Raw genomic sequence first — 22,774 nt, 5'->3', positions numbered from 1 at the left:
TTAATATAAATAAAACGTGGAAGCTATAATCTAACTATATTGGGCAAACAATCTTTATGAACATGATTATTAACATCCTAGAGTATTAATAATGCAAACCACAGCTTTTTCACAATCAAAAGCGCGCGCTCCATAACCTTCACAAAGTAGTTCATCAGGTAAGTAATCGTCATATTTTTCAATATGCTTTTCATCAACCATTTTAGCCAAATTTGCTTCTGTTGGTAATCCAGTTTTAACCGTACTTTTGAGGCATTGGACTACATCATCAATGGAAGCCTTCTCTACCTCAATGACACCAGCAAATGCTCCTGCTTTGAAACCATTTTGCAAGAGGATTGCCGATATCGTATTGACAACCTTATCGCCCATCCAGGTAAAAATATAAACGTATTGTCCCTGTTGAATAATTGATTTTGACTCTAGCTTACTGTCCTTAAAGAAGCATACACCTTCCTCAAAAAGGCTCTTAGCAGCTGTGTCTATGTAATCTACCTTTCCATGACCAACTTGTATGCGGTAATCACCTTCGCAATATATTTGGAACATCTCTTGACGAACAACATCATGAATAGACATCCCTTCTCCACCGAAAGACGGAGGCTTGCCGCCTTTAGTAGCTTCCACATGAATTACTTTCTTATCGCTATCTACATCGAGCACTTTCCAGCGGCGACCACCAAAAATAATATGCTGTCCCTGGATGACGACCGAGTCTATTGGTAATGTACCTAGGGTTTTATTGCCAGCCACGACACGAAACTCTTCTGGTGTTTTGAACACTGCGTAAAAAGTATATTGGTTTACTAATCGCTCTCCCTGAATACCAAGCACAAGTTCACCACTCGATAGCTGAGTCAATAGATCACAAGAGCCCATATGGGATAGCAACAGCTTAAATTGTTGGATCGTTGTCTTTTGGAAAGGGCCATTCGTACAGAGTAATGTATAAAGCTGATCTGCTCGTATCCCTCCCCACTGGGCGGTTACGGCTAGCACTTGGTGCAATAACGTCGAAAAGTGCATTTGGCTTGTATCAGCAGGTTCAAACCATTTACTGGCAATCAGCAATCGAATCATGGCCAGCGATTGAACCAACTCCATTCGAAGTTTATCGATAATACTAGAGCTTTTAGTAAGTTCATCTTCAGAGATAAGCATGCGAAGAATTGCCGGAGAATTTCTTCTACCGGAACGCCCCATTCGTTGCCGAAGACTAGATACAGAATGTGGAGCAGTGACCTGAACAACCGAATTAACTTTACCTATATCGATACCTAATTCAAGCGTCATGGTACACACAGCGGTCGTTGGCAGCATTTCCTTCTGCAACCTAGCTTCCAGCTCTTCTCGAAGCTCTTTAGACAGCGAGCCGTGATGCGGAAAGAACTCGTTGGGGACGATATTTTGCTCGCATAAATCACTCAGCTGAACGGCAAGGCTTTCAGTTCGTTTGCGACTATTTGCAAATACCAAATGTGAACCACCGCGACATAATCTATATAACTCCTCGCAAATCTGATCTTCAGCCGAATCTCGTAAATCGTCGGGTTGTAAGTCCAAGGGCTCTATATAACCACGAACCTGGATTTTAAGTGTTGCTTGGCTTTTGCTACTAGTTATGGTTTCACATGGCATGCTCTGATTCGGTCTCAACGATAAAGGAACTTTATCTAATTCACCGAGTGTTGCACTTAATGCGACTCGTGGAATCGGATCTGAGTACCTGTTCAGCAAATGCTCTAACCTATTCAATAACGAAAGCAAATGCTGACCACGATCTGAACCAATAAATACATGAAACTCATCAATAACAATGTATTTAAGAAAGCCAAAAGCTTGTTGCACCCAGCCTGCGTCTCTTACAAGCAACGATTCCAATGATTCAGGTGTTATAAGCAAAATACCAGAGGGGGCTTTCTTGGCCTTTTTCTTTTTCGACTGTGCACTATCACCGTGCCAAGGTGTAACCGGCATATCTAGCACTTCACAGAGACTTTCTAATCGACGGTACTGATCATTAATAAGGGCTTTAAGAGGGCTTATATAGAGAATGCCAAAACCTTCCTCTATATTAGCAATTGCACTACAGGCGGGAAGAAAGAATGCCTCTGTCTTACCCGCAGCAGTAGATGCACTAATCAACACATCTCGATCACCAGATAAAATCGGCTTAATGGCTCGCTTTTGGATTTCTCTTAAGTCAGGCCAACCTTGCTTAAACACCCACCGTTGAACTCGGGTGTCGAGAAGTTGATATTCATCCATCATAACTTGAAGTCTACTAACCCCTCATAATCACAGTTTTGCTCCCCAATAACATCAAGTTCAACATCACTAGGACGCTCCACTTCAACAATTGATGCTTCAACCAGTTGTGACCATTCTACTGAAGGATTTTGTTCTAATACTGCGAGCACATCCAAAAACGCCTTAATGGTATTCCTTGGCGTGCGAAAGTACGCATCACCAATATTTTTGCTACAGTGATGTAGAAATGATTTCAATGCCTCATCGGGAACTAAATACTTCGACGTATCTCCGCTTGCAAATACATGACGAAGATTCTTCAACAAAATGTAAAGCTCCTCTGGTGTAAGGCTAGCTAGATGCAATGCTGGCGATGAATAATCAATAACACCTGCTCTTTGGGCAAATCTATTTTCTGCTAATCGTGACTGCAAGGCTTCATAACTATATAACCCTTTTCTCGGGTCAAGTAAAAACTCGGGTGTTCCCCCCAACAAAAAGCCAAGGTGCTCTGTTGTACCTTGCAGGCAATCATTCAAAATTCTAAGAATCTGTTCATAGTTCGAAGTACGAGCCTGAGTGCTGTTTAACTTATACAGATTTACCATTTCATCAAGGTTAACCAAAAGGCCTTCGTAACCAGCCTGTCGAACAAATAAACTCATCAATTTCAAAGCATCATAAAATGATGAGTCTGAAATTATTGTACGAACCCCCAAATCTTTCTTCGCGTCAGTTTTTGTTGAATATTCTGCACGTAACCAACGAATAGCATTTGATCTCAAGGTTTCATTATCTTGCTCATGTCCAATCCAATAAGCCTCAATAACTTTTGCAAAATCGTAACCGCCAACAAGTTCTGAGAGCGAAGCCAATTTTTCGTGGATTACAGAAGACACATTGGCTTCTTTTGCCTCTGCTTCTTTTCTAGCCTCAGTCACAAACCGCTCAACAACACTGGTGAGAGCATTACCGTCAGGCTTATTCCGAGTTGCCAAATTGCGCATAAGCTCTGAATACAGATTACGTGCTTGACCTGATGATGCGTGAATACGTCTATCAGGTGCAAGATCAGCGTTTACAGTTACCAACTTCTTTTCTAATGCAATGGAACGAATAACACTTAAGAAGAATGTTTTACCTGAGCCGTATTCTCCAATTATGAGACGAAATGCGGAACCACCTTCAGTGATCCGTTCTATATCCTGATACAACGCTTTAAGCTCATTTGATCGACCAACCTGAATATGCTGGATACCTATCTTAGGAGTAACACCAGATTTTAAAGATTGAATAATCGCGTCTCGTTCTTTGAGACGAATACGTTTTTCTGCCATGCTTAACCTTCCAATTCTTCAACTACTTCTAAGTCGACATAGATGTCATCGTCATCATCCAGAACCGGGGCATCTACCATGTCAAAAGACCAATCGTTAATAGTTTCAATTGCACCATCTATCATCAAATCAAGCTTCTGACAGAGTTCAGCAACTTCTTTGCGTGCCCATTTTTCTTTCGAGATAAGACTCTGATAAAGCTCATGGTGCGAAGCTTCTAATCCACCAGCGCTTTGTCCCGATGATGATTTCACTTGTTTCTCATTCTGCGGTTCAGGCTCTTCATCAACAAAGATGGCTCCTAGCATACTTTGAACATCATTTGTCTCCGATTCATGTAGAGCCAAGATATCCTCATCCAATTCAAAGCTAGGCTTATCTTGAACCTGCACTATGGACTTGACCGAAGAGGTTGATATTGGAGAGACTTGAGTGCTAGTTTTGCTAGAAGAGAACCTATGGATATCACTTGTTACTAGAGATTTATCAAAACCGAGTGCTGTATAAAGTTTCTCAAGCTGTTTGATTTCTGTTGGATCAATTTTTCCATCGGCTAAGGAAACACCTATGAGGATATGACTGACCGCAGCTTTCTCCTTATCACCAAGCTTTTCCAACCGGGCTTTTAAGCCTGTCATATTGGCAGGAGTATTTAATCGCCAAGTTAGATAAGCATTTAATGAACTCTTTTCAGTTGGTGAAAGCTTACTATTGTGAGCTATTAACTGATGAAGCACATTTAATTCTGATTCATCAACATCGGAGTCAATATTCGCAACCATAGATCCAAGTCGCAGTGCCATACCCACTTCATTGAATGCTTTTGATGGTTCAAAAAAGTCACCATGGCCTCCAATAAACAACACTACCTTTCCGTCTAAGGTAAGTTTTGCATTATGATATCGTGAGTCAGGAGCAATTCCGAAACCTGCTTTCTGAGCAAGACATTGAATAAGCTCAGTTTCTTTCTTGTTGATTTTAGCAGGGAGAGGAGTTCCAGTATGTACCCAAAAGTCGGCAACTGTTACTAACCCTTTGTTAGCAGAAATACTCTTGTCAGCCCAATCTTTAAATCCTCCAATAACAGATGATGATTCCGCATTGGCCAATTCATCAGGTAACAACATCACTGCTGCAACGTCGTTTTTCGAAGTACCCTTCTTACCAAGATACCGACTATATGCATCAAGCTCACTTGTACAGCTGTCTGCTATCGTAATAAGCTTTTTCACTGGAGCCTTCAATACACTTGGATCAGGCAAGTCCTGCTGCTCAATCTTTACACCCCGGATTGAACTACTGGCTGGCCAGTATTCAAGCTTCAACCTAGTCTTATTAGGTTTGACGACTAAACCTTCTCCAAATTTTTCCGTGTATTTCGACTTAAATAGCTTCGCGAACTCGACATCACAGCGTCTAGCCGGGGTTCTGAGATTATATTCTGGATAGAACTTAACCCAAGCTAATGCCATTTCTGCGGGGATTGGTTCTTCGTCATGAACGATTGTAGCCAAATTATGCTTGAATAAGAGGGAATCACTGCCTGGTGAAAAATCATTTTCTTGAAGCGATACAATATCAGTCTTAGTCAGGCACATCAGTTCAAGGAGACGAGTTGAATAATTAAAGAAAGAACGGTTATGTGAATATATTACTCTCAGTCGCTGCAGCTCATCAAATAAAGAAATGTATTCAAAATCTTCAACATTTCCCTGAGCAGCATCAACAACTACACGTCTTTCTAGCCCGTAAAAATACATGAATATATAGCCAATCGGCATGTCTGGCTTACTTCTATCACTCGCAAGCCAATCAAGGTAGACACCGCGACACCTAGCTGATAGTGATATATATTTAGGCCAGTACCCTAAGGAGTCATCCTCAAGTGTATGTGAGTCCAATGTTGATATACTTGATACTTGTAACGAGTCGTCAATGAGAGAGGCTTCAGTACCATATCCATCTAATGAGCTCAGCTGTCCCCCAAAATAGAAGTTACCACTAGTAATTTTTCGACCATGAACAACTACCGATTCACCAGGGCTTATCCAACGACCTAATGTTTTATTTTTGCTTACCTCCTCTTCATAGCCATAGGAGATAGTAAATGTTGCAAGATCATCATCTAGCTCTTCGTTAGTACTTTGTTCATTTTGAGACCTGCTTCTCTGAGATGAAGCTTCAACCTTAAAATTACCCCACTCATCTTTCACTTTTTGTGGATGATTTGACATGGGTTTCGAGTTCTTTTGTTGTTTGAAAAACAAAACATAAATAATGTAACAGCCACCTAAAAACAGCAAAAATTCCATGATGTATTCCGAAGCGTAGTAAGCCCTTGATGATATTAAGGTAGTTTGGCCACATATGAAACATTTAGATGTTACATCGATAGCACACTTATACCCCGTATACGGATTGATTTCAGATAAACACCCTAAATTCGTCTGTAAAGTAACTTCCGAGAAAGAGCGCCCCCGCAAAAAGCTAGATTTAAGCTCTATTAGGATTTCACGGCGGATGATTACACCCAATAAAAGTTCCGGGTGGCGCTATATCGTCACATCCTAGTCAGTACCGCGAAGGTTAACTACATCGAAATCTATGAGGGATGTAAGGCTATACAGGAAGGAAAATCACGCTCTTAACCCGTTATGTGCGTAGCGGAATCTAAATTGATTACGATCTAACCAATAGTAGTGGCAAATCCTCACGTAATACTGACCATTCACTGTATACAGCTCACTCAGCAGGCGTGATGTAACTCAAGTTCCTAGACTATCACTTTCCAGATTTTCACTACCTAAACTAGACAAGCTGATTTTCATCAAAATGATTATTAAGTAATAAAATTATTAAAAACATGGTGATAAGAAGAAAATCAGAATTCCATTTTGCTATACAGAATCCCAAATGAGACTGGAACTGACACAGAAAAGACACGTGCGAGAAACTACTGTGTAAACCACTGTATATGACTTCAGTCTTGCTTCATTCACTTATGAACAATCCAGACTTCACCAATAATTGAACAGCTTTAGAGGTTAGATGCTTTGGTTTTAAAAAATGTATGGCAGCAAACAAACGTGCAAACACTATTGCTTACTGCCAGTGAAGTTAGCTCGCTTTTTGCTTTTCGTAACACGTAAGTACCGGCAAACGAGCCAGTTTCGTCAACACTTCGTGACGACGCTGCTGTTTAATGTACTTAGTACAACCCACTAGATACAGATGATTTTTTGCTCGTGATAGTGCTACATTTAAACGTCGTGGATCCCCGTAAAATTTAGCTGAACCGGTATTTCTGACAAAACTGAAGAATACAGCATCCGCCTGACGCCCCTGAAAAGCATCAACAGTGTCAATTTCTAAATTCAGGCCCTGCTCGTTATGGTGCATGAGTGTTCTTCTAAGAAGTCTGCACTGCGCTCTATAAGGAGTAATAACAGCGACTGATATAGGCTCTTTACTACTTACATTGCCGGCTAATTTCTGCAGGGCCTCATCAATGACTGCTACCTCATGAGAATTAGCCAACTCTGCACCATATTCACTAGGACATCTATCCTTCGTGCTATAAGTCAACCAGCCAAAATTTTCTTGGGCATTTTCTGTTTGCACTCGTCCATGAGACAGATTTCCATTATAGAAAGCCTCTGAAATCAACTCACCGATATTTGGCTGCATACGGTACTGTGTTAACAGTGTCCCTATCATCCATTCCGGAGCTTGCTCAAAGAGCTTGTCAATCACACCATCTCTGATCAACTTCTCCTGATGATCACTCATTTCTGATAACGCTTCCGCCTCTGTCGCGCAAAACGTCGGTGGTAGTTGCTTATGATCGCCAACCAAAACCGCTTTCTTGGCAATAGAAAGTGGCATTAGCCACTCAGGTAACGTTGCCTTGGAGCATTCATCAATAATAGCTAAATCAAACAAGTCAGACTCCGTATCAACAATGTGCTCCATCTGATTGCAAGTCACACCAATGATTTGATGCTTATCAGCCAAATTTTTACCCAGCCATTTCGGGATTTTACCATTAGAAGTCGCCAACCTATCCCACAAGACTTGTGTCAGTTCTGGTGACTGAAGATAAGCATCTGTCCAAGCTTTATTAGCTTTATCTTCGTAGTTGGCCATGCTTATGGCAGGGTTCTCGAAATGATACCCCTTGGAAAAATTGGGATAGCGTAAAACCGTTGGGATTTTATCGTCTTCCATCACCGCACTAAGTCTATCGATGGCATTATCTACCGCAACATGGGTCTCGGAAGCAATCAAAATGCGCGCATCAGGGTCGGCTTTCAATGCCTGTAAAACTATCTCAACAATCGCTGTCGTCTTGCCTGTTCCTGGAGGGCCCTGAAGCATAAAAAGTTGTGGGGCGTTCAATGCATTCTCAATTTGCTTAAAAGCATGATCGCCGCGTTGATAGCAGTCTAAAATCGGCGTGTATTCATTTACCGTCACGGGCTGGGGCTCGTTGTAACTGTCCGCGTAGATAGCTGAGATGATCAAGTTGTGGCGGTTTGAGGCATTACTGCCTTTGCGAAAGCCCAGTGTCCAACGCAGTTGCCTTTCATATTTCACTTTCTCACGGCGGAGGTTTTCTTTCTCTTGTTGCCCCCGTGAATTTGTAATCTTATCGTCACAACGATCAAGCAAAAGACATAAATAAGCAATCCAGTCGTCAAGGTGTGAGACAAAGCCATGCTGAGGTTGGTTCTCGGGTGTCGGTGTAGTCATTTCCATCGATTAGAGCTCCTCTACTAATGGCGTGGCATTAATATAAACGGCATTAAGAGCCACAGCGGTATTGGTTATACCCAATGTACTCAGGATGACCCGGCATTCTTCAATACTGAGTGTGTCGTTTGTCGCAGGAATTACCAGCGGAGGAGATTGCGTTAGCTGATCAAGGCGAACAGCATCGTCGCTGAGCACCAGTTTACCTAGCTGGATATCAATAAGCTTACTGGCCAATAAGTCCGTCAGAGCCGCTTCTAAACGGGATACACAAAACTGAGGTAGAGCTCGCAGTAAAGCCTGGCAGTCTTGGTGCTTATATTTTACTGCATACAGGATAGCGATAGATTCCGGGCGGCCCAATTTCTTTTTCCAACGAAAGCTTAGAGAAATTTGACTGAGAGATGATGCTACTGGATCCATAGGTTACGCCTCCACATGCGCTATTTTTTGTCTAGGCGGCTGCATTTTTTGCACCTTCTTAGTTTTGATCCCAAGAGCATCCCAGTAGAGCTGCTCGCCATTTTTCTCTTCTGTTTCCATCAACAAAGCAAAGATCTTCTCGACCTGCTGATCAGGGTGCAATTTGTTCAACAACTCCCTTAGCTTGAAAATGGTACCTATCTGCTCGAGGGTTTCTCCAATCTCCTCTTTGACATCATTCAACTCTTCGAAAGTTTCTGCATTCAGATTAAAATAAACCTGTCTGTTACGCTTGTCGGTCTCGAAGGTACTGTAATCGTCATGCTCGTGTGCATAGGCGATGCGGGATTTATAGATAGCAAGCTGCTCCTTGTTCTCATTGAGATCTTCGTAAAGGTCATCTTTCAAGGCAAACAGCTCTCTTTTCTTATCCATCAGCTCAGAAAAAGATAAAGGGAAGTGGTTATTAATTTCATCGTTAATGCTAAACCAATGGGCTTTCAGTTCGCGATAGAGGCGCCGAACCACTTCACGCTCTTGCTTCAGTTGAAGCGATAATGCTTTCTCTGCCTCTTTGGTTGCATCTTTTTCTTCACGGATCGTCGATAGTTTACGCGACGCTGCGCTGATGGCAGATTTGATCCGCTTCTTTTGGGCGACCAATTCGTGCTCTCTGTCTTCTTCCCAGCGGTCGACGTGCTTCTGGGCAGCGTGAACATGAACATTATCAATAGCTAATGGAACACTCTCCGTAATATGCCTCCATGCTTTACGTTCCTCGGTTTCGCACATCGCATCATAAGCTGACATAGCTTCAATATAGAAACTCTTCTCCTTTGCAATCAAATGAATACGCTCATTATGGTAACGCGTCAAACGACGAAGGGGTTCTCGTTGCCACCAAAGATCCAACGCATCGACAATATGCCCATTGAGCGCCATCATCATTGGCTGCATCTCAGTTGCAGAGCTACAATATGCGTTCAGTGTATCCACCAGTGCCTCGAGTTCAGCATTTTTGGCCGTTGCAGTCGCTTCCAAACTCTCTTTCAGCACCATCTGGTGTTCCTGAATCCGAAAGTCACTTTGCTCTTTCTCTACTTCATAACGCGCCAATTCCGCGTTAGTTTCACGCTGGTGCCTGTCCAATCTTTTCTTACTAAAGTAATGCGCGATTGCTTTAAACAGCATCAGATAGTTCTCCATTAAAATAGCTAACAGCCAAATCGGCAGGCGTGACTTTTGGAAGTACCTCGTTCATTCGGTTATCGAGTACGATGCGCATATACCGCACCAACTCGATAGGCACTTCCGTTTGAGAGGTGATCTCTTCGCGTAACCGGCGAATTTCGTCGGTATAGACTTGCGTTTTCTCTTGCCTCTCCAATACTGCCTGGGTTTTTTTGTCCTGCTGTTTAATAAGACGTAACCTGGCTTCATTTTTACAGAGGCGCATACGGTAGTGCTGGTTAAGATGACTGTCCAATTCATTCTCAAGCTCACCAAACATGACATCAGTCTGTTCGAAGAGTGCCGTTTTTTTCTCTTCAAACTGCGCTTCAATGACTTTCAATTGTTGCATATAGTTCGCCTGCATGGCGTAGAGAAGCTCTGCCTCTCGTTCCGGCAAGTTTGCTCGACGAGTTTGAATCTGATTCTGAATCGACATCAGTTGTTGTTTTCGTGTTTTGTACTCACCAAATACGCTAAATGTTCCTGACAAAGGAAGCATATCGCCCCAGCTAAACGAGAGCTCAGACATCGTTCCGATCTGACCGGTGTACGTAGCTAGGTCTATCTTCCCGCTACTGAGCAGCGCCATGGATGACTCGATGTCCGAAATCGCAATCTTTGTACCCTTCGAAGAGAAATGCTCGCAGTATTTAGTGACAACCACAGAGGCAGCGATCCCACCCACCACCCCCAGCGCAATAGGGCCCAACGCCCCCAGTGTAGTTCCCATAACAGCGAAGTTAGCCGTGGCTGGCCCCAACAAGGCTGTCATGTGAGGAGCGAGTAAGCCAGCTGCTCCGACTCCTGCTGCATACCCCCCCGCCGACGCAGCCAAGCTTATACTGGTATTTAGAGTGCTTTCGGCCAGCTCAACCCCATCAATCTCCCCTTGAGACATTCGGTGTAGATCTTTTCCTAAGCTAATACTTAAAATCGCCACGTTCGCAGCTACATTGCCCTTACCCAACTGTTTGCCGATCGATTTCACGGCTTCATGGCTGCCTTTTTTCACCATTTCCTTACCGACATGCTGAATCCCGGTAGTAAGCAATGCTTTACCCGCACTGCTTACCGTCCCTTTAATCACTTCTTCGGCAATCTTGATGTAATCTTCTTCAGTCAACGGCTCATTAGATGTCAGCGCACCATACAGTTGTGTCGCACTAGAAGTCAGTAAACCCGCCAACGCACCATACTTTAAGGCATCCCCATACTGGTTCATTTGCAACTCATGTTGCGCTTCCTGGCTGCGGCTATATTCGGGCAATTCGCCGTTATCAACCTGCTTAGTTAAATCCTCTGAACCACCTTTACCTTTTCGATTTAAAGTCTGACTCTTTATATCCGGACGATCTGGGTGTGAAATACTATCAGTCAAGTTTTCGTTGGTATGCTGATAATCTTTACTTACCTCAGGGCGAGTATGCTGGTTTCTAAGAGCTTCTTGATGAGATGTCACCATAGCTTCATCCATTTGCTCACTGGGTATCACCTTACCGACATCACCATCGGTATAGCGCATCTTGGTAATACTTTTAGCACTGGCCTCACCATCTTGATAAAACTTTAACTGAAAATCAGCATCAGGGCCGGAAGGAGAAGTTATACGTATATCAGTGACGGGATCATTTCCAGGAACCATGTGAGCGCGAATATTACTTTCACCCCGCGCCGCCGCTTCAATATTGAATGAGCCAGTGTGTGCCGCTTCTGCGACAAAACCTTGCTTTACCGCAAGTGTTTGGTTACTGATTTGCCCATCATTCCTTGTAATTGACTCTTTGAGCAACGCACCATACTCATTAAGAGCTGCGGACAACTGTTTCTGTTGTAATTCAGTGAACGCCGCAAACGCCGTATTTACAGCACTGTCTTGTGTCTTCTGAGTGCTTTTTTTCATCCAATATATCCCTACAATTTACGTCGCGTAATTTTGTATCTCGTAACCAACTTTTAGCCGTAAAATGACATAGAGCAACAGAGACAAGACAAAACGACAGTCAAATGATGGTTAACAATATCTAAACCCTTAGGTTCATTGTAAAAAACGGCCATTGATAAGTTTTTCATGGCAAATATGCTCAATATAATACCTAGTGATTTAATCCAAAGTTTGATGTTCGTCCAAAAAATCACACACAAATAGCTGTTAAGACGTCAGAAACTACTGTTTGCGCATATTTTGGGCATTTTAAAGTTACAAGCCTTACCAAATACTAAATCTCTTAAGAGCCTAATATTCATGGAAAAAAAGAACCTGAATAAACAAAGTCAAGAAACTAGATATAGAAAGTAATGAAAGCTTGAGGTTAAGAGATGAGAAAAAGAAGTGATACAGCACTACTAACCAATGAAAGATATAAGCAACTATAATTCATCATTGTACCGACACTCATCACCGTAGCTAAAAGAGACTTATAGTTCAGAAATACTCTTCCTACGCTTTATAAAACTAGTAGTACATACAGTGGCATTAACACAAACAACAGTAGCGCCTCAAATTGTCCCACCAATGCTTTTTGCTGTGCAATTAGTAACCTCCACACAACCATATTGTGATCTGCATCTCACTTGTGTGATTTGTTGGTAAATTGCCTGTTCAGGCACGACCATGTGATTTTTCGCCGCTTTAACTGTCTACTATTTGAAAAGCAAAATTCATACCAAAAGCAATAACTCATGGATTCTTATTACATTATTCTTCAAATTATCATTATTGATAGATGAATTAATAACGGACTTAATTATATCAATATTAACATAAACAATAGCTTACAATAAAAACCCTCCCTTGCAAGATGACAATTTCTATCTATGATTCGATCACCAACTAATCGAGGATAGTGAAATGCGTACAATTCCCAGACATTCAAAAGTAAGCAACATATACAGAATCAAAAGTCTAAAAGCAGATGCTGTCTTACGCTGTGAGAGTGAGGCAGAAGTTGGCGAGTGTATTAGGCAAGAATTTGATAACAACACGATTTCATACATGACCCAGCCCTTTACTATCAGTTACCTATTCAACGGAAAAAAACGCAAATACACCCCAGATCTACTCGTAAAGCGAGTGGACGGTATTTGGCGTGTTATTGAAGTCAAACCGTTTGAACAGATTGAAGGACTCAAGGAAAAATTTGAGGTATTACGACGGATTTTCGCATCTGCTGGTATGCAATTCGTGATTGTATCTGACAAAGAAATCTATGCACAAGATACTTATCACAGCTTGACTCGTAAATACCAGGAGAAGATGTATGCTTAACGTAACTGATTTAAAACAGGGAGATACAGTTAAGTACAAAAGTAAAAACTACAACCTTGAATAGGCCAAAGGCCAGCACTTAATCTTTACACACAACGATCCAAGTGAGGAGCCTCTTATCCTCACTATCCAGAAAGCAGACCATGCTGCACGAAGCCTCGAACTAACTATGGCTTCATCTTTCGAGCAAATGACCAGAGCCCCTCTTGGAGACATTAAAGGGCGCGAACGTGCCGTGATGATTATGAAGTACCTAGAGTTCTTTAAGGGAAAGAAGAACGTCACAAACGAGATGCTTCAAGCCGCGGCAAAGAAACTGGCACTCCCTCCTATAGGTAAGACTTGTTTTTACAACAACAGGGTTAAAGCAAGAAAATATGGGATGGTGATTGATGCCTTTCTCCCCAGGCATCATCAGAAGGGCTGCAAAACATCACGCTATTCAGTTCAACTGGAAGCGCAAGCGGAAAAGTTTATTCGAAAGTACTACTTAATTAGAGACAAGAAGACCTTTGACTCATTTTACCGAACCTTTATCGGCTTCTGCTCAACGGAGTTGGCACTTGCAAGGAATAATATACCTAGTAAGTCATGGTTGAAACGTCAGCTGAACAAACTCCCACAAGCTGAAGTTATTCATAAAACGAAAGGTAGCGTTGCTCTTAAGCAGTTCTTAAGAAAATATGATAAAAAATTTGACGTCGACGAGATTTTAAGTCTCGTTGAATTTGACTTCTTCAGTCCCAAGGTTTTGTTCCGCTCAAGGGATGGTAAAAAAGTAATCAGCCGTGTTTACTTTTGTATTGCTATTGATGCATACAGCAAAGTACCGCTTGCAGTATTCACATTAGAAGAAAGAGGAGAATCAGCAGAGTGTTTCAAGGCTGCTCTCAAGCAAGCAATAAGCGAACCATTGTTTTCAACCCGAACAGGGACATTACTCGAATTTACTGGACTGATGAGTACACTCGTTGTTGATGCTGGCTCAGCATTTTCTAAGGAATACTTAATACATTGCATTGTAGCTGCCTTAGGTATGACTTATAAGACAACTGAAGTTGCAGCGCCATACAGAAAACCATACATCGAAAACCTGGTCAATCAAATAAAAATACAATTTGAACCCTTACAACCTGGACACTATGACGATATTAGGAAGGACTGTGATGATAAGCTGATTCGACCAACTCTTACCGTAGAGCAATACCGCGAAAAACTAGTCAATTGGCTTGTTGATGTATATGTAAATGAAAGACAGCTTGGAGATACCAAATCCCCTCTTGAACTATGGCAAGAATCTTATCAGCGAGTAGGAACATTCTTGCCAGATGACTTTGATTCACGTTTTGCTATAGCGAATACAATAAATGAGGGACGAGCTGACTACCGTAAAGGGATCTGTAAACATGGTATTTACTACAGAAATGATGAATTAAGTGATTTAGTTGGTGTTGGCCGAACAATTACACTTGAATATTACGTTGACCCAATGGACGTAAGTGCCATCCATGTAGTGCACCCTAAAGAAAAATACTTAATTAAAGTTGAAGCTGTTCGTCCATCTATTGAGCCAGGAACAACACTGGAAGAGCTAAAGGCGATGATCCAATTTAAAAAGCCAGAAAGATCAACTGAAAGCTGCGAAACAGAATACTCAATTATGAAGGATTCATACGACAAAGCTAAAAGTGTTCGCTCAGAAAACCCAAAGAAAGCAAGAAAACAAGATACGTCAACCATAGGAGCCGAAGAACTGACGCCTAATTACTTAAATCAAGTAGTTCGTAACAGCCATGATAGTTTTGATGATGAACAGCCTCCCTTTTCTGCCTCAGGCGAAGATACTGAAGAAGCTGAAGAAGCTGAAGAAGCTGAAGAAGCTGAAGAAGCTGAAGAAGCTGAAACTAAGTCTACACCCAAAACGACTATGCGGGCTCTTAAGCGAAGAACTAAACCATAAAGTTTTTCTTGAATGAGCTCATTTATCACGCCTTTTTGAACCAAGTTATCCTATGAATACACTAAAAAAACTACAAGAGACTTACATCGTTCATCCACATGCTGATGTTGCTATAAATAAAATCGAAGCATGTATTGACAGTACAGTTGATGGCGGAACCCCAAGAAGCCTGATGCTAGTTGGCTGCCCTGGCTCAGGGAAGACATCATTAATTGAAACCGTTATTGATACGATCATAGTTGACCATGAGCACCCTGAGATTTCAGAAGAAACGGTACTTTTACTCGATACCCCGAGCCCAGCAACACTTAAAGCACTGCAAAGTGAATACTTCGCTGTGATGGATGCTCACATTATGGATATTAAAACCGATACGGAAGCCAAACGTACTAAGCATATCATTGAGCTAATAAAGAAGAAGGGCTACCGCATTGTTGTTAATGATGAAATCCATCATTTTACAGAGAAGTACAAAAATCGTGTTGAGTCAGTAGTCTGTGACTTTTACAAGACACTAATGAAACAGACACGATGTACATTTATCTTGGTCGGTAAGCATGAAGCTGAAATAATTGTCCAGACTGAAGGCCAACTTCGACGTCGATTTTTAGGAACCGCTCGTCTTCTTCGTTTAAATAAACCAACAGCCACTGACACACAGTTTTCTGATTTCGTAACTGAATACAATGAAAACTGTCCATTAAAGGTTACTCAATTTGGTCACGATTTCTTATGTCGAACCTATGTTGCTTGTGACGGGTTACCAGGTCTTTATCACGCGTTAATTGAATCAGCGATTCGCTGCAATAAAGATGGGAAAAAGATAACACAATCTGATATTGCAAAAGCAATGGATCTCGAATTCCAACCATCTGAGAACCTTAGCTTCAATCCTTACTCTGTATCATTACCAAGAGTTACTGCATGGCTCGAACAGATGGCATAAACATGAATAACTATAAATTGCCTTTTTCACTCTCTCCGGCTGAAGGAGAATCTGTACAAGGATATCTCGCTAGACTAGCTACAGAAAATTGCTGTACTGATACGAGAGACCTATTGAGAATAACAAGAATTCCAGGTGGAACTAGCTCTAACTTTCAACGCACCGGCTCCTGGAAGTCCGCTGTTAAATGTTTTGAATTACTTAAAGAATCGGATATACGGCATGCAAAAGACCACTTTCGCCAACAAGGTGAGCAATATAAATTTACACCACAAATCAGAAACATGGCACGTTGTTGCCCTCTTTGTCTTGAACAAAAACCGATTCAAAAATTTGAATGGTTAATTACCGTCAAAACGCACTGCCAGGTACATGGAATTCCACTAATTGACACCTGTACGTGCTGCGATGCTCCATTAAACTTTGATGCTATAGAACGTGGACAATGTAACTACTGTGCTTCTGGCATTCTTGACGGCAGCGTAAAAGAATCAACCTTACCTCAGTACCTTGATGGAATAATTGCTCTTAGAGGCCGGGAGCTACAGCAAGCATCCAAACAGCTACTTGATTGCGCAGGACGGTTACTACGACCTTTTGATATCTTGCCAGGTAAAAGTGAAACCCTTGAGCAAATCAATAATTCACTGCTAATCCAGATATTTACTGCGGCTTATGAGCTTATTCATTCTCCAGCTGCAAGAGAGTATTATGCAGAGGAAGTTGAACAACACCGAAACCAGGCAGTAACCTTGGGCCCGCATGTTGCTCGCTACCCTGCATATGAATTCGAGTATCCTGACACTGAGCATGAAAACTACCCAAGGGTATCTACATCGTACCTTCAGTGGAAATCAGAGGCTGCAATTTCTAACAAAGTTAAGGCAGTATTGAAGGCGAAAGACCAATCATTTGATGACGATGTTACGAAATACATCGCTGATCTCTGGGCCGCCAATAAAATCTTAGGAACTAGCTGTGCCGAACTTGCTTCTTTTGTTGAAGAAGGACTTATTGAACCGATCAAACGTTCGAAAAAAATCCAGGGTATACTCCTTGATATTAGAGATTTCGCTGAACTCATTGAACAACCAGCTATACCAAAAAAAACCATACCAGTGAGTCTTGATGAGTTAAGGCAATCAGAGTTTTTTGAACGCTACAGTGTTTCCCTGGGCGAACTAGTTGCGTCACCATCTATCCAAAACTACATTTCAGACAAAGGAAATGGGTTAGCTTCACTTTGCTGAAACAAAAATGAGTTGCTCCCTTGGGCTATCAACACATTCAAGAGTAAGGATATCCAAGTATCCCCAAAAACAGTTAAGTTGATACTTGGTGTGACCCAAACTGAACTAAATGACTTGGTCGATCAAGGCAAGCTAACTCGGTGTTTACCTGATAAAGGAAACCGAGAATTATTTAACACATACAAAAGTATCGAAGTACAAACCCTTCTTTAAAAAAAGCAGTCGAATGACTGCTTTTGTCCTCACACCTCCAGCGTCAAATCATTTTAGTATATTTATATCATTAACAGATTGATTAATAAACCATTATTATCTTGTTGATATTTTGATAAAACAGGCTATATTAGTACTAACATAGCCGTTAAGGCGTTCTTTTCGACGTACTATTATAGAATTCCGCCTATCTATGTTTTTTTGCCATATTTCCGCGTTATTGGCTTAATTTTTTTTCCGCGCTTCTGTTTTTTCATGCCTAACTCCTTAATTTGAAAGAGACGGTTTTCCGCTTTAATGATCCCCTAGCCACTCGTTTCAGCGAGAATTACTTGGCTTGTAGGCTAGGCACCGATTTGAAAATCTAGTGGCTCTAAATTAATAATCGGTAACAACGCATAGAAGCCAAGTAAACTCGCCCTTTGGGAGTGAGCCAGCAAGCCCATTTCTGTGTCAAATAACGTTGAAAGGGAATAACCATTGCTACCGTCATTTTCCTTGAACTGAGCACGCTGGTCTCACTCTGAATCCTGCATCTTGAGGTAGCTTGGGTATAGAACAAAAAAGCGGGTAAGGTCTCCCTTACCCGCTATAAGCTATTAAAATCAGAGTGAAATTACTGCTGTTTTTCCTGCAAGTGTTGCAGCAGATGGTAGGCATCAACAACACCGCCGGTAGCCGATAGCTCTGAGAACGGCACCATCACTTCCGGTGTGGCCGGATTCTTAACCATGTGACCCTCGTAAGTTCTTACCGTTTCTAGAATGGCTTTCTTCAACTGACGACCTTTCAGATCCGGGAAGTAAGTCAGCGCAAGCGCTGCAACCCCTGATACAACTGGTGAGGCCATACTGGTTCCGCTAAAGGCCTGATAATTGTTACCTGGTGTGGTAGACATGATCTTATAGCCAGGGGCAAATACATCGACACTGTCTTTACCAAAGTTGGTAAAGCTCGTCGCCAGCCTCTGATCTTTGTAATTACCCGATGCGCCGATATCTAACCAGGTGCCAATCCGGTGTCCCGGATAGTAGAGAGGGAAACGGTTCGGATAGCTCGGTTTGATATCGTTATCGGTATGGCTGTTTCCCGCAGAGTGAACCAACAATACACCGCGGCGTGACGCGTAGCGGAAGGCTTCATCCACAACATCCTTGTAAGGCGAATACGCCTTGCCGAAGCTCATATTGATGATTTTAGCGCCATTATCGACAGCGTAACGTACCGCATTGGCAACATCCTTATCACGTTCATCACCATTGGCCACAACCCGTAAAGCCATAATCTTCACGTTGCTTGCCACTCCGCGTACACCCAACTGATTGTAGCGATCAGCCGCTATGATCCCAGCCACATGCGTACCGTGTGATGCATCAGGACCAATAACATCATTATTACCGTATCGGTACTGCCAAGGGTTATAGGGCTGATCTTTGACTATCTCGGCACGAGGGTCATAATCCAGGTTGTAATGATAATCAACCGCTGAACTGTAGCGCTCAAACATGGAATCCATGTAGTCAAACGAACGCCATGTCGACAAAGTCTGTACCAGATATTCTGCGGCTTTCATCACTTCAGGATCATCACTCCTAATCTGCTCAATGGCCGCCAATGAGAAATCCGTCTGTCCATGCTTATTCTGCAGTACAGCTTTACTTGCCTGAGCCTCATCATACATCGCCTTGAAGGCCTGATACTTACTGTTTGCCGCTTCAGACTCAGCCAGATATTCCTTCTCGACACCTGCAAAATAGGCTTTCTCGTCAGGCGTTAACCAAACACCGTAATCTTTATAGGCCAGGTAACGTTTATACTCGCGCGTCACTGCAAGCGTATCGTAGGCAACATGAGAGCCATCACGCCCGCCTATGAAGTTCCACCCATAAACATCATCAACATAACCGTTGAAGTCATCGTCAAAACCATTGTTCGGGATCTCACGTGGGTTTTCCCACATTTTTCCCTGAAGATCCTCATGGTGAACATCAACACCCGAGTCAATTACGGCCACAACAACCGGAGTATCACTGGGAGTTAGCGTAATCGTGTCATACACACGGTCAACACTCGAACCTTCAATACCATTCATTTCCGGATCTAAGTTAAACCAGTCACCATCGAGTTGGCCAGCAGCATCACTGAGGCTTCTCTTCGAACGGGTGCGCTGCTCTTTTATTACTGGCTCAATGATTGTCCCTTTAACCGTTGTTAATTCTTCAAATGGAACAGGCGGGACGCTGTCATTCGCTGCTAGAACAGGAAAAGAAATTGCTGCCATTACAGCCGCAGAAATAGCCGAACGATAAAACTGTCTTGCTTTCATTATATTTTCCTTCATATAACATTTGCGTTGTTAAGTTGTTGTTCTTATTTGCAATTTAAAGCGAGACAGACATTAACATTGTTAATACCAATGCATGACAGATACGTATCACACTTAGTTATAACCAATTTACTCGTGTCACGGCTCTGGAGGTGGGAAATAGGAAAGGAAATCTATTCAGGAAAACAACCAATTATAGAAAGCAATCAGAGAAAGAATAAATCATCATCAACTCATTTATTCCACTTGCGCACTACATCACGATTTTGCTGACAGAAAAAACCGATTTGTACCTGAATCGATATATAACTATTTGATTATTTACAAGCGCAAAAAAAGTAATATTGCAATCAATTAATGGAACCATGCTCACAATAAGAATTAAGCTATATTATTGATAAAAAACAGATTAATTCACAATGTGCATGATTATCAATATATGGGAAATATGTTATGCCAGAGAAAAAAGTCCGGCAACCATTCAGGCTGCAGGACTTATTATCTGAAATCGGGCTTACTAATAAGATAAGGATATTCAGCTCGCTAAGCTATCACCACAAACCCGCTTTTGAACATTCATCGGTGCAGGTTCATAATGGCTCAATGTCATACTAAAGCTACCCTCGCCTCCTGTAATGGCCCGTAACCGCTGAGAGTAATCCTGCAGTTCGTTAAGCGGTGCCTTGGCATCCAGCGTTGTCTGATTATTCGGGGCTGCATTTGTACCGATTATTACCCCTCGGTTACCCGCAAGATCACCGGTAACATCACCAACCGCCAGAGTCGGCACCACCAAAGACAGTTCGACAATAGGCTCCAGCACGATAGGGCTGGCTTTGTTGACAGCATCCAGGAAGGCTTTCTTGCCTGCAATCACAAAGGCGATTTCCTTCGAATCTACCGAGTGATATTTGCCATCGTAAACAGTCACCTCAATATCCCGAATTGGGTTACCGGATATCGCCCCTTCGTCAACGGCCTGCCGGATACCCTTTTCGACCGCAGGGATCAGGGCTGTCGGAATAGCGCCACCAACAACTTTATTAACGAACACAAAGCCTGATTCAGGCTCTAACGGGCGAACTTTGAGCTGTACCTCACCAAACTGCCCGGCACCACCACTCTGCTTTTTATGGCGGTAATGCCCTTCCGCAGGCTGTGTGATCGTTTCATAGTATTCGATACTTGGTTGGGCAGCTGAGACTGGCAATTTATACAAAGATTCCATCTTCTCGAGGGCAATTTTCAGGTGGAACTCACCCTGCCCGCTGAGTAAGGTTTCATTGGTGCGAGTGCGATGCTCAAGCCGAAGCGTCGGGTCTTCCGCCACAATTTTGTTCAGCACTTCAGAGAGCTTTTGCTCGTCCCCCCTTTTTGTCGGCCTAATAGCCTGGCTATACATGGGTTCCGGGAAACTCAGTGTCTGCATCCTGATGTTGTCTTCATCATGAGAATCATGAATAACAGAGTCAAAATAGAGGTCATCGACTTTTGCCAACACACAAAAATCCCCCGCTTTCGCACTGGAAATTTCAATCCGTTTTTTACCCTGTAGCTGATAAAGGTGGCCGACCTTGAATGCCTTATTGCTCTCGCCAACATATAGCTGGCTGCCCGCGTTTATCTCCCCCTGAAAAACACGAATATAAGCCAGTTTGCCTAGGTACGGGTCGACACTCACCTTGTAGACATGGGCCACACTATGATCCAGCTGATCACAGTCAACTTTAACTTGTTTACCTTTCTTCTCCAGCAATGGCGGGTTGCCTTCATCCGGCATCGGCATGATTTCAGCCAATGTTCTCAGCAACAACTCTACACCCGCCCCGGTCTCGGCAGAAACAAAACAGACAGGAATAACGTGCCCGGTACGCAACGCTTCCTCAAATGGGTCATGCAACTGTTGTGGTGACAATTCCGAGCCTTGCTCGAGATATAACTCCATCAAGGCTTCGTCAACTTCAATCACCTGATCGATAAGCCGCTCATGCACGTCCGTTACGCTATCAAACAGAACCGGCTCATCGTATTCAGGCGCATAGTAGCAGTCGATCACCTGCTTTCCGTCTGCTGACGGCAAGTTGATCGGTAAACAATTACTACCGAAATGGGCAGCAACTTCAGATACGAGCTCACCTATCAAATGCAAATTTAAGTCGAGCTTGTTGATGATAATCATCTGACATTTTTGCTGCTCTTGCGCAAAAGCAAATAGCCGCTCCGACACCTGATTTAAAGGCGTGTTTGCATCAAGTACCAAGGCAGTCGCCTCAACGGCAGGAAACACACTCAAACTACGGCCTAGTAGCTCTGGTAGCCCCGGCGTGTCGAGGATATTCATTCGGTGTTTTTGCCAGGTAAGTGCCACAGGCGTGGCTTCGATGCTGTGCTGATACTGAATAGACTGGGGATCAAAATCGGTTATCGTGTCTCCGTCTTTGACTGTCCCCAAATGTGTGGAAGACCGAGACTCATACAATAGACGCTCGATTAACGTCGTTTTCCCAACCCCGCTTTGACCAATAAATCCTACGTTACGTATTTCATTAACAGACATAGATGCCCCCTAGAAAAAGAAAGACGAGAGATTTCACACGTTACATTGCGTTAGTTGGCGGTTTAACCGCCTCATCGTCTTCCAAGTCATTTTCCGTATGGGGATATCCATAATCGAACCATTCAGTGACCAGTTACTTATAGCTTAACCCGACTCATGGTAATTGCTGTGAGTTATGTTGTTTTCTCGAATATAAAAAAGACCTCTTTCGAAAAAGAGGTCTTGGCAGAATCAAACACTAAGGAAGCCATCGGCATTTGCC

The 22,774-nt window shown here is 42.6% G+C and carries 13 protein-coding genes; 4 read left to right on the top strand and 9 right to left on the bottom strand.

Features of this window, described 5'->3' with window-relative positions; translation table 11 throughout:
* Positions 1-69: 69 nt before the first annotated feature.
* From L4D19_RS16790 to L4D19_RS16760, 7 genes are all read right to left on the bottom strand, one after another.
* Complete coding sequence (locus L4D19_RS16790) at positions 70-2,271, bottom strand: DEAD/DEAH box helicase (RefSeq protein WP_428453403.1); 2,202 nt, start codon at positions 2,269-2,271, stop codon at positions 70-72.
* Entirely contained in the window at positions 2,268-3,587 is a 1,320-nt protein-coding gene (locus tag L4D19_RS16785) for an ATP-binding protein (RefSeq protein WP_428453402.1), read from the bottom strand. Before L4D19_RS16785 ends, L4D19_RS16790 begins: the two co-directional genes overlap by 4 nt.
* 2 nt (positions 3,588-3,589) lie before the next feature.
* Positions 3,590-5,899 (bottom strand): tellurite resistance TerB family protein, encoded by a 2,310-nt coding sequence (locus L4D19_RS16780; RefSeq protein ID WP_428453401.1) that lies wholly within the window; start codon positions 5,897-5,899, stop codon positions 3,590-3,592.
* An 805-nt stretch (positions 5,900-6,704) separates the two neighbouring features.
* A complete protein-coding gene (locus tag L4D19_RS16775) occupies positions 6,705-8,345 on the bottom strand; it encodes a DEAD/DEAH box helicase (RefSeq protein ID WP_428453400.1) in 1,641 nt (546 codons plus the stop codon).
* A gap of 3 nt (positions 8,346-8,348) precedes the next feature.
* Positions 8,349-8,762, bottom strand: a complete 414-nt coding sequence (locus tag L4D19_RS16770) for a hypothetical protein (protein ID WP_428453399.1) — start codon at positions 8,760-8,762, stop codon at positions 8,349-8,351.
* Between the two features lie 3 nt (positions 8,763-8,765).
* Positions 8,766-9,953: a hypothetical protein gene (locus L4D19_RS16765; protein ID WP_428453398.1), complete on the bottom strand. Its 1,188-nt coding sequence runs from the start codon at positions 9,951-9,953 to the stop codon at positions 8,766-8,768.
* Positions 9,943-11,895 carry a hypothetical protein gene (locus L4D19_RS16760; protein WP_428453397.1) on the bottom strand — a complete coding sequence of 651 codons (1,953 nt, stop codon included), beginning with the start codon at positions 11,893-11,895 and terminating at the stop codon, positions 9,943-9,945. The genes L4D19_RS16765 and L4D19_RS16760 overlap by 11 nt, the downstream gene beginning before the upstream one ends.
* 948 nt (positions 11,896-12,843) lie before the next feature.
* Between L4D19_RS16760 and L4D19_RS16755 the strand changes: the two genes are divergently transcribed.
* The 4 genes from L4D19_RS16755 to L4D19_RS16740 all read left to right on the top strand — a co-directional run bounded on the left by L4D19_RS16755 (position 12,844) and on the right by L4D19_RS16740 (position 17,416).
* Entirely contained in the window at positions 12,844-13,260 is a 417-nt protein-coding gene (locus tag L4D19_RS16755; RefSeq protein WP_428453396.1) for a TnsA endonuclease N-terminal domain-containing protein, read from the top strand.
* Positions 13,261-13,429: 169 nt separating this feature from the next.
* Positions 13,430-15,220 (top strand): hypothetical protein, encoded by a 1,791-nt coding sequence (locus tag L4D19_RS16750; RefSeq protein ID WP_428453395.1) that lies wholly within the window; start codon positions 13,430-13,432, stop codon positions 15,218-15,220.
* 52 nt (positions 15,221-15,272) lie between these two features.
* On the top strand, positions 15,273-16,166 hold the full coding sequence (locus tag L4D19_RS16745) for a TniB family NTP-binding protein (RefSeq protein ID WP_428453394.1): 894 nt from the start codon (positions 15,273-15,275) through the stop codon (positions 16,164-16,166).
* A 2-nt stretch (positions 16,167-16,168) separates the two neighbouring features.
* Complete coding sequence (locus L4D19_RS16740) at positions 16,169-17,416, top strand: TniQ family protein (protein WP_428453393.1); 1,248 nt, start codon at positions 16,169-16,171, stop codon at positions 17,414-17,416.
* 829 nt (positions 17,417-18,245) lie between these two features.
* On the opposite strand, the gene L4D19_RS16735 is transcribed toward L4D19_RS16740, so the two are convergent.
* Together L4D19_RS16735 and fusA are read right to left on the bottom strand one after the other, a co-directional pair.
* Positions 18,246-19,955 carry a S8 family peptidase gene (locus L4D19_RS16735; protein WP_428453392.1) on the bottom strand — a complete coding sequence of 570 codons (1,710 nt, stop codon included), beginning with the start codon at positions 19,953-19,955 and terminating at the stop codon, positions 18,246-18,248.
* 535 nt (positions 19,956-20,490) lie between these two features.
* Positions 20,491-22,512, bottom strand: coding sequence for an elongation factor G (gene fusA, locus L4D19_RS16730; RefSeq protein ID WP_428453391.1), 2,022 nt, complete (start codon positions 22,510-22,512; stop codon positions 20,491-20,493).
* Between the last annotated feature and the right edge of the window lie 262 nt (positions 22,513-22,774).

The organism is Photobacterium kasasachensis, assembly GCF_050336885.1.
In the GTDB taxonomy this organism is placed as follows: Bacteria; Pseudomonadota; Gammaproteobacteria; order Enterobacterales; family Vibrionaceae; genus Photobacterium; species Photobacterium kasasachensis.
The sequence above is the reverse complement of the archived record's forward strand: the minus strand, read 5'-3'. Positions and strand labels throughout refer to the sequence as shown.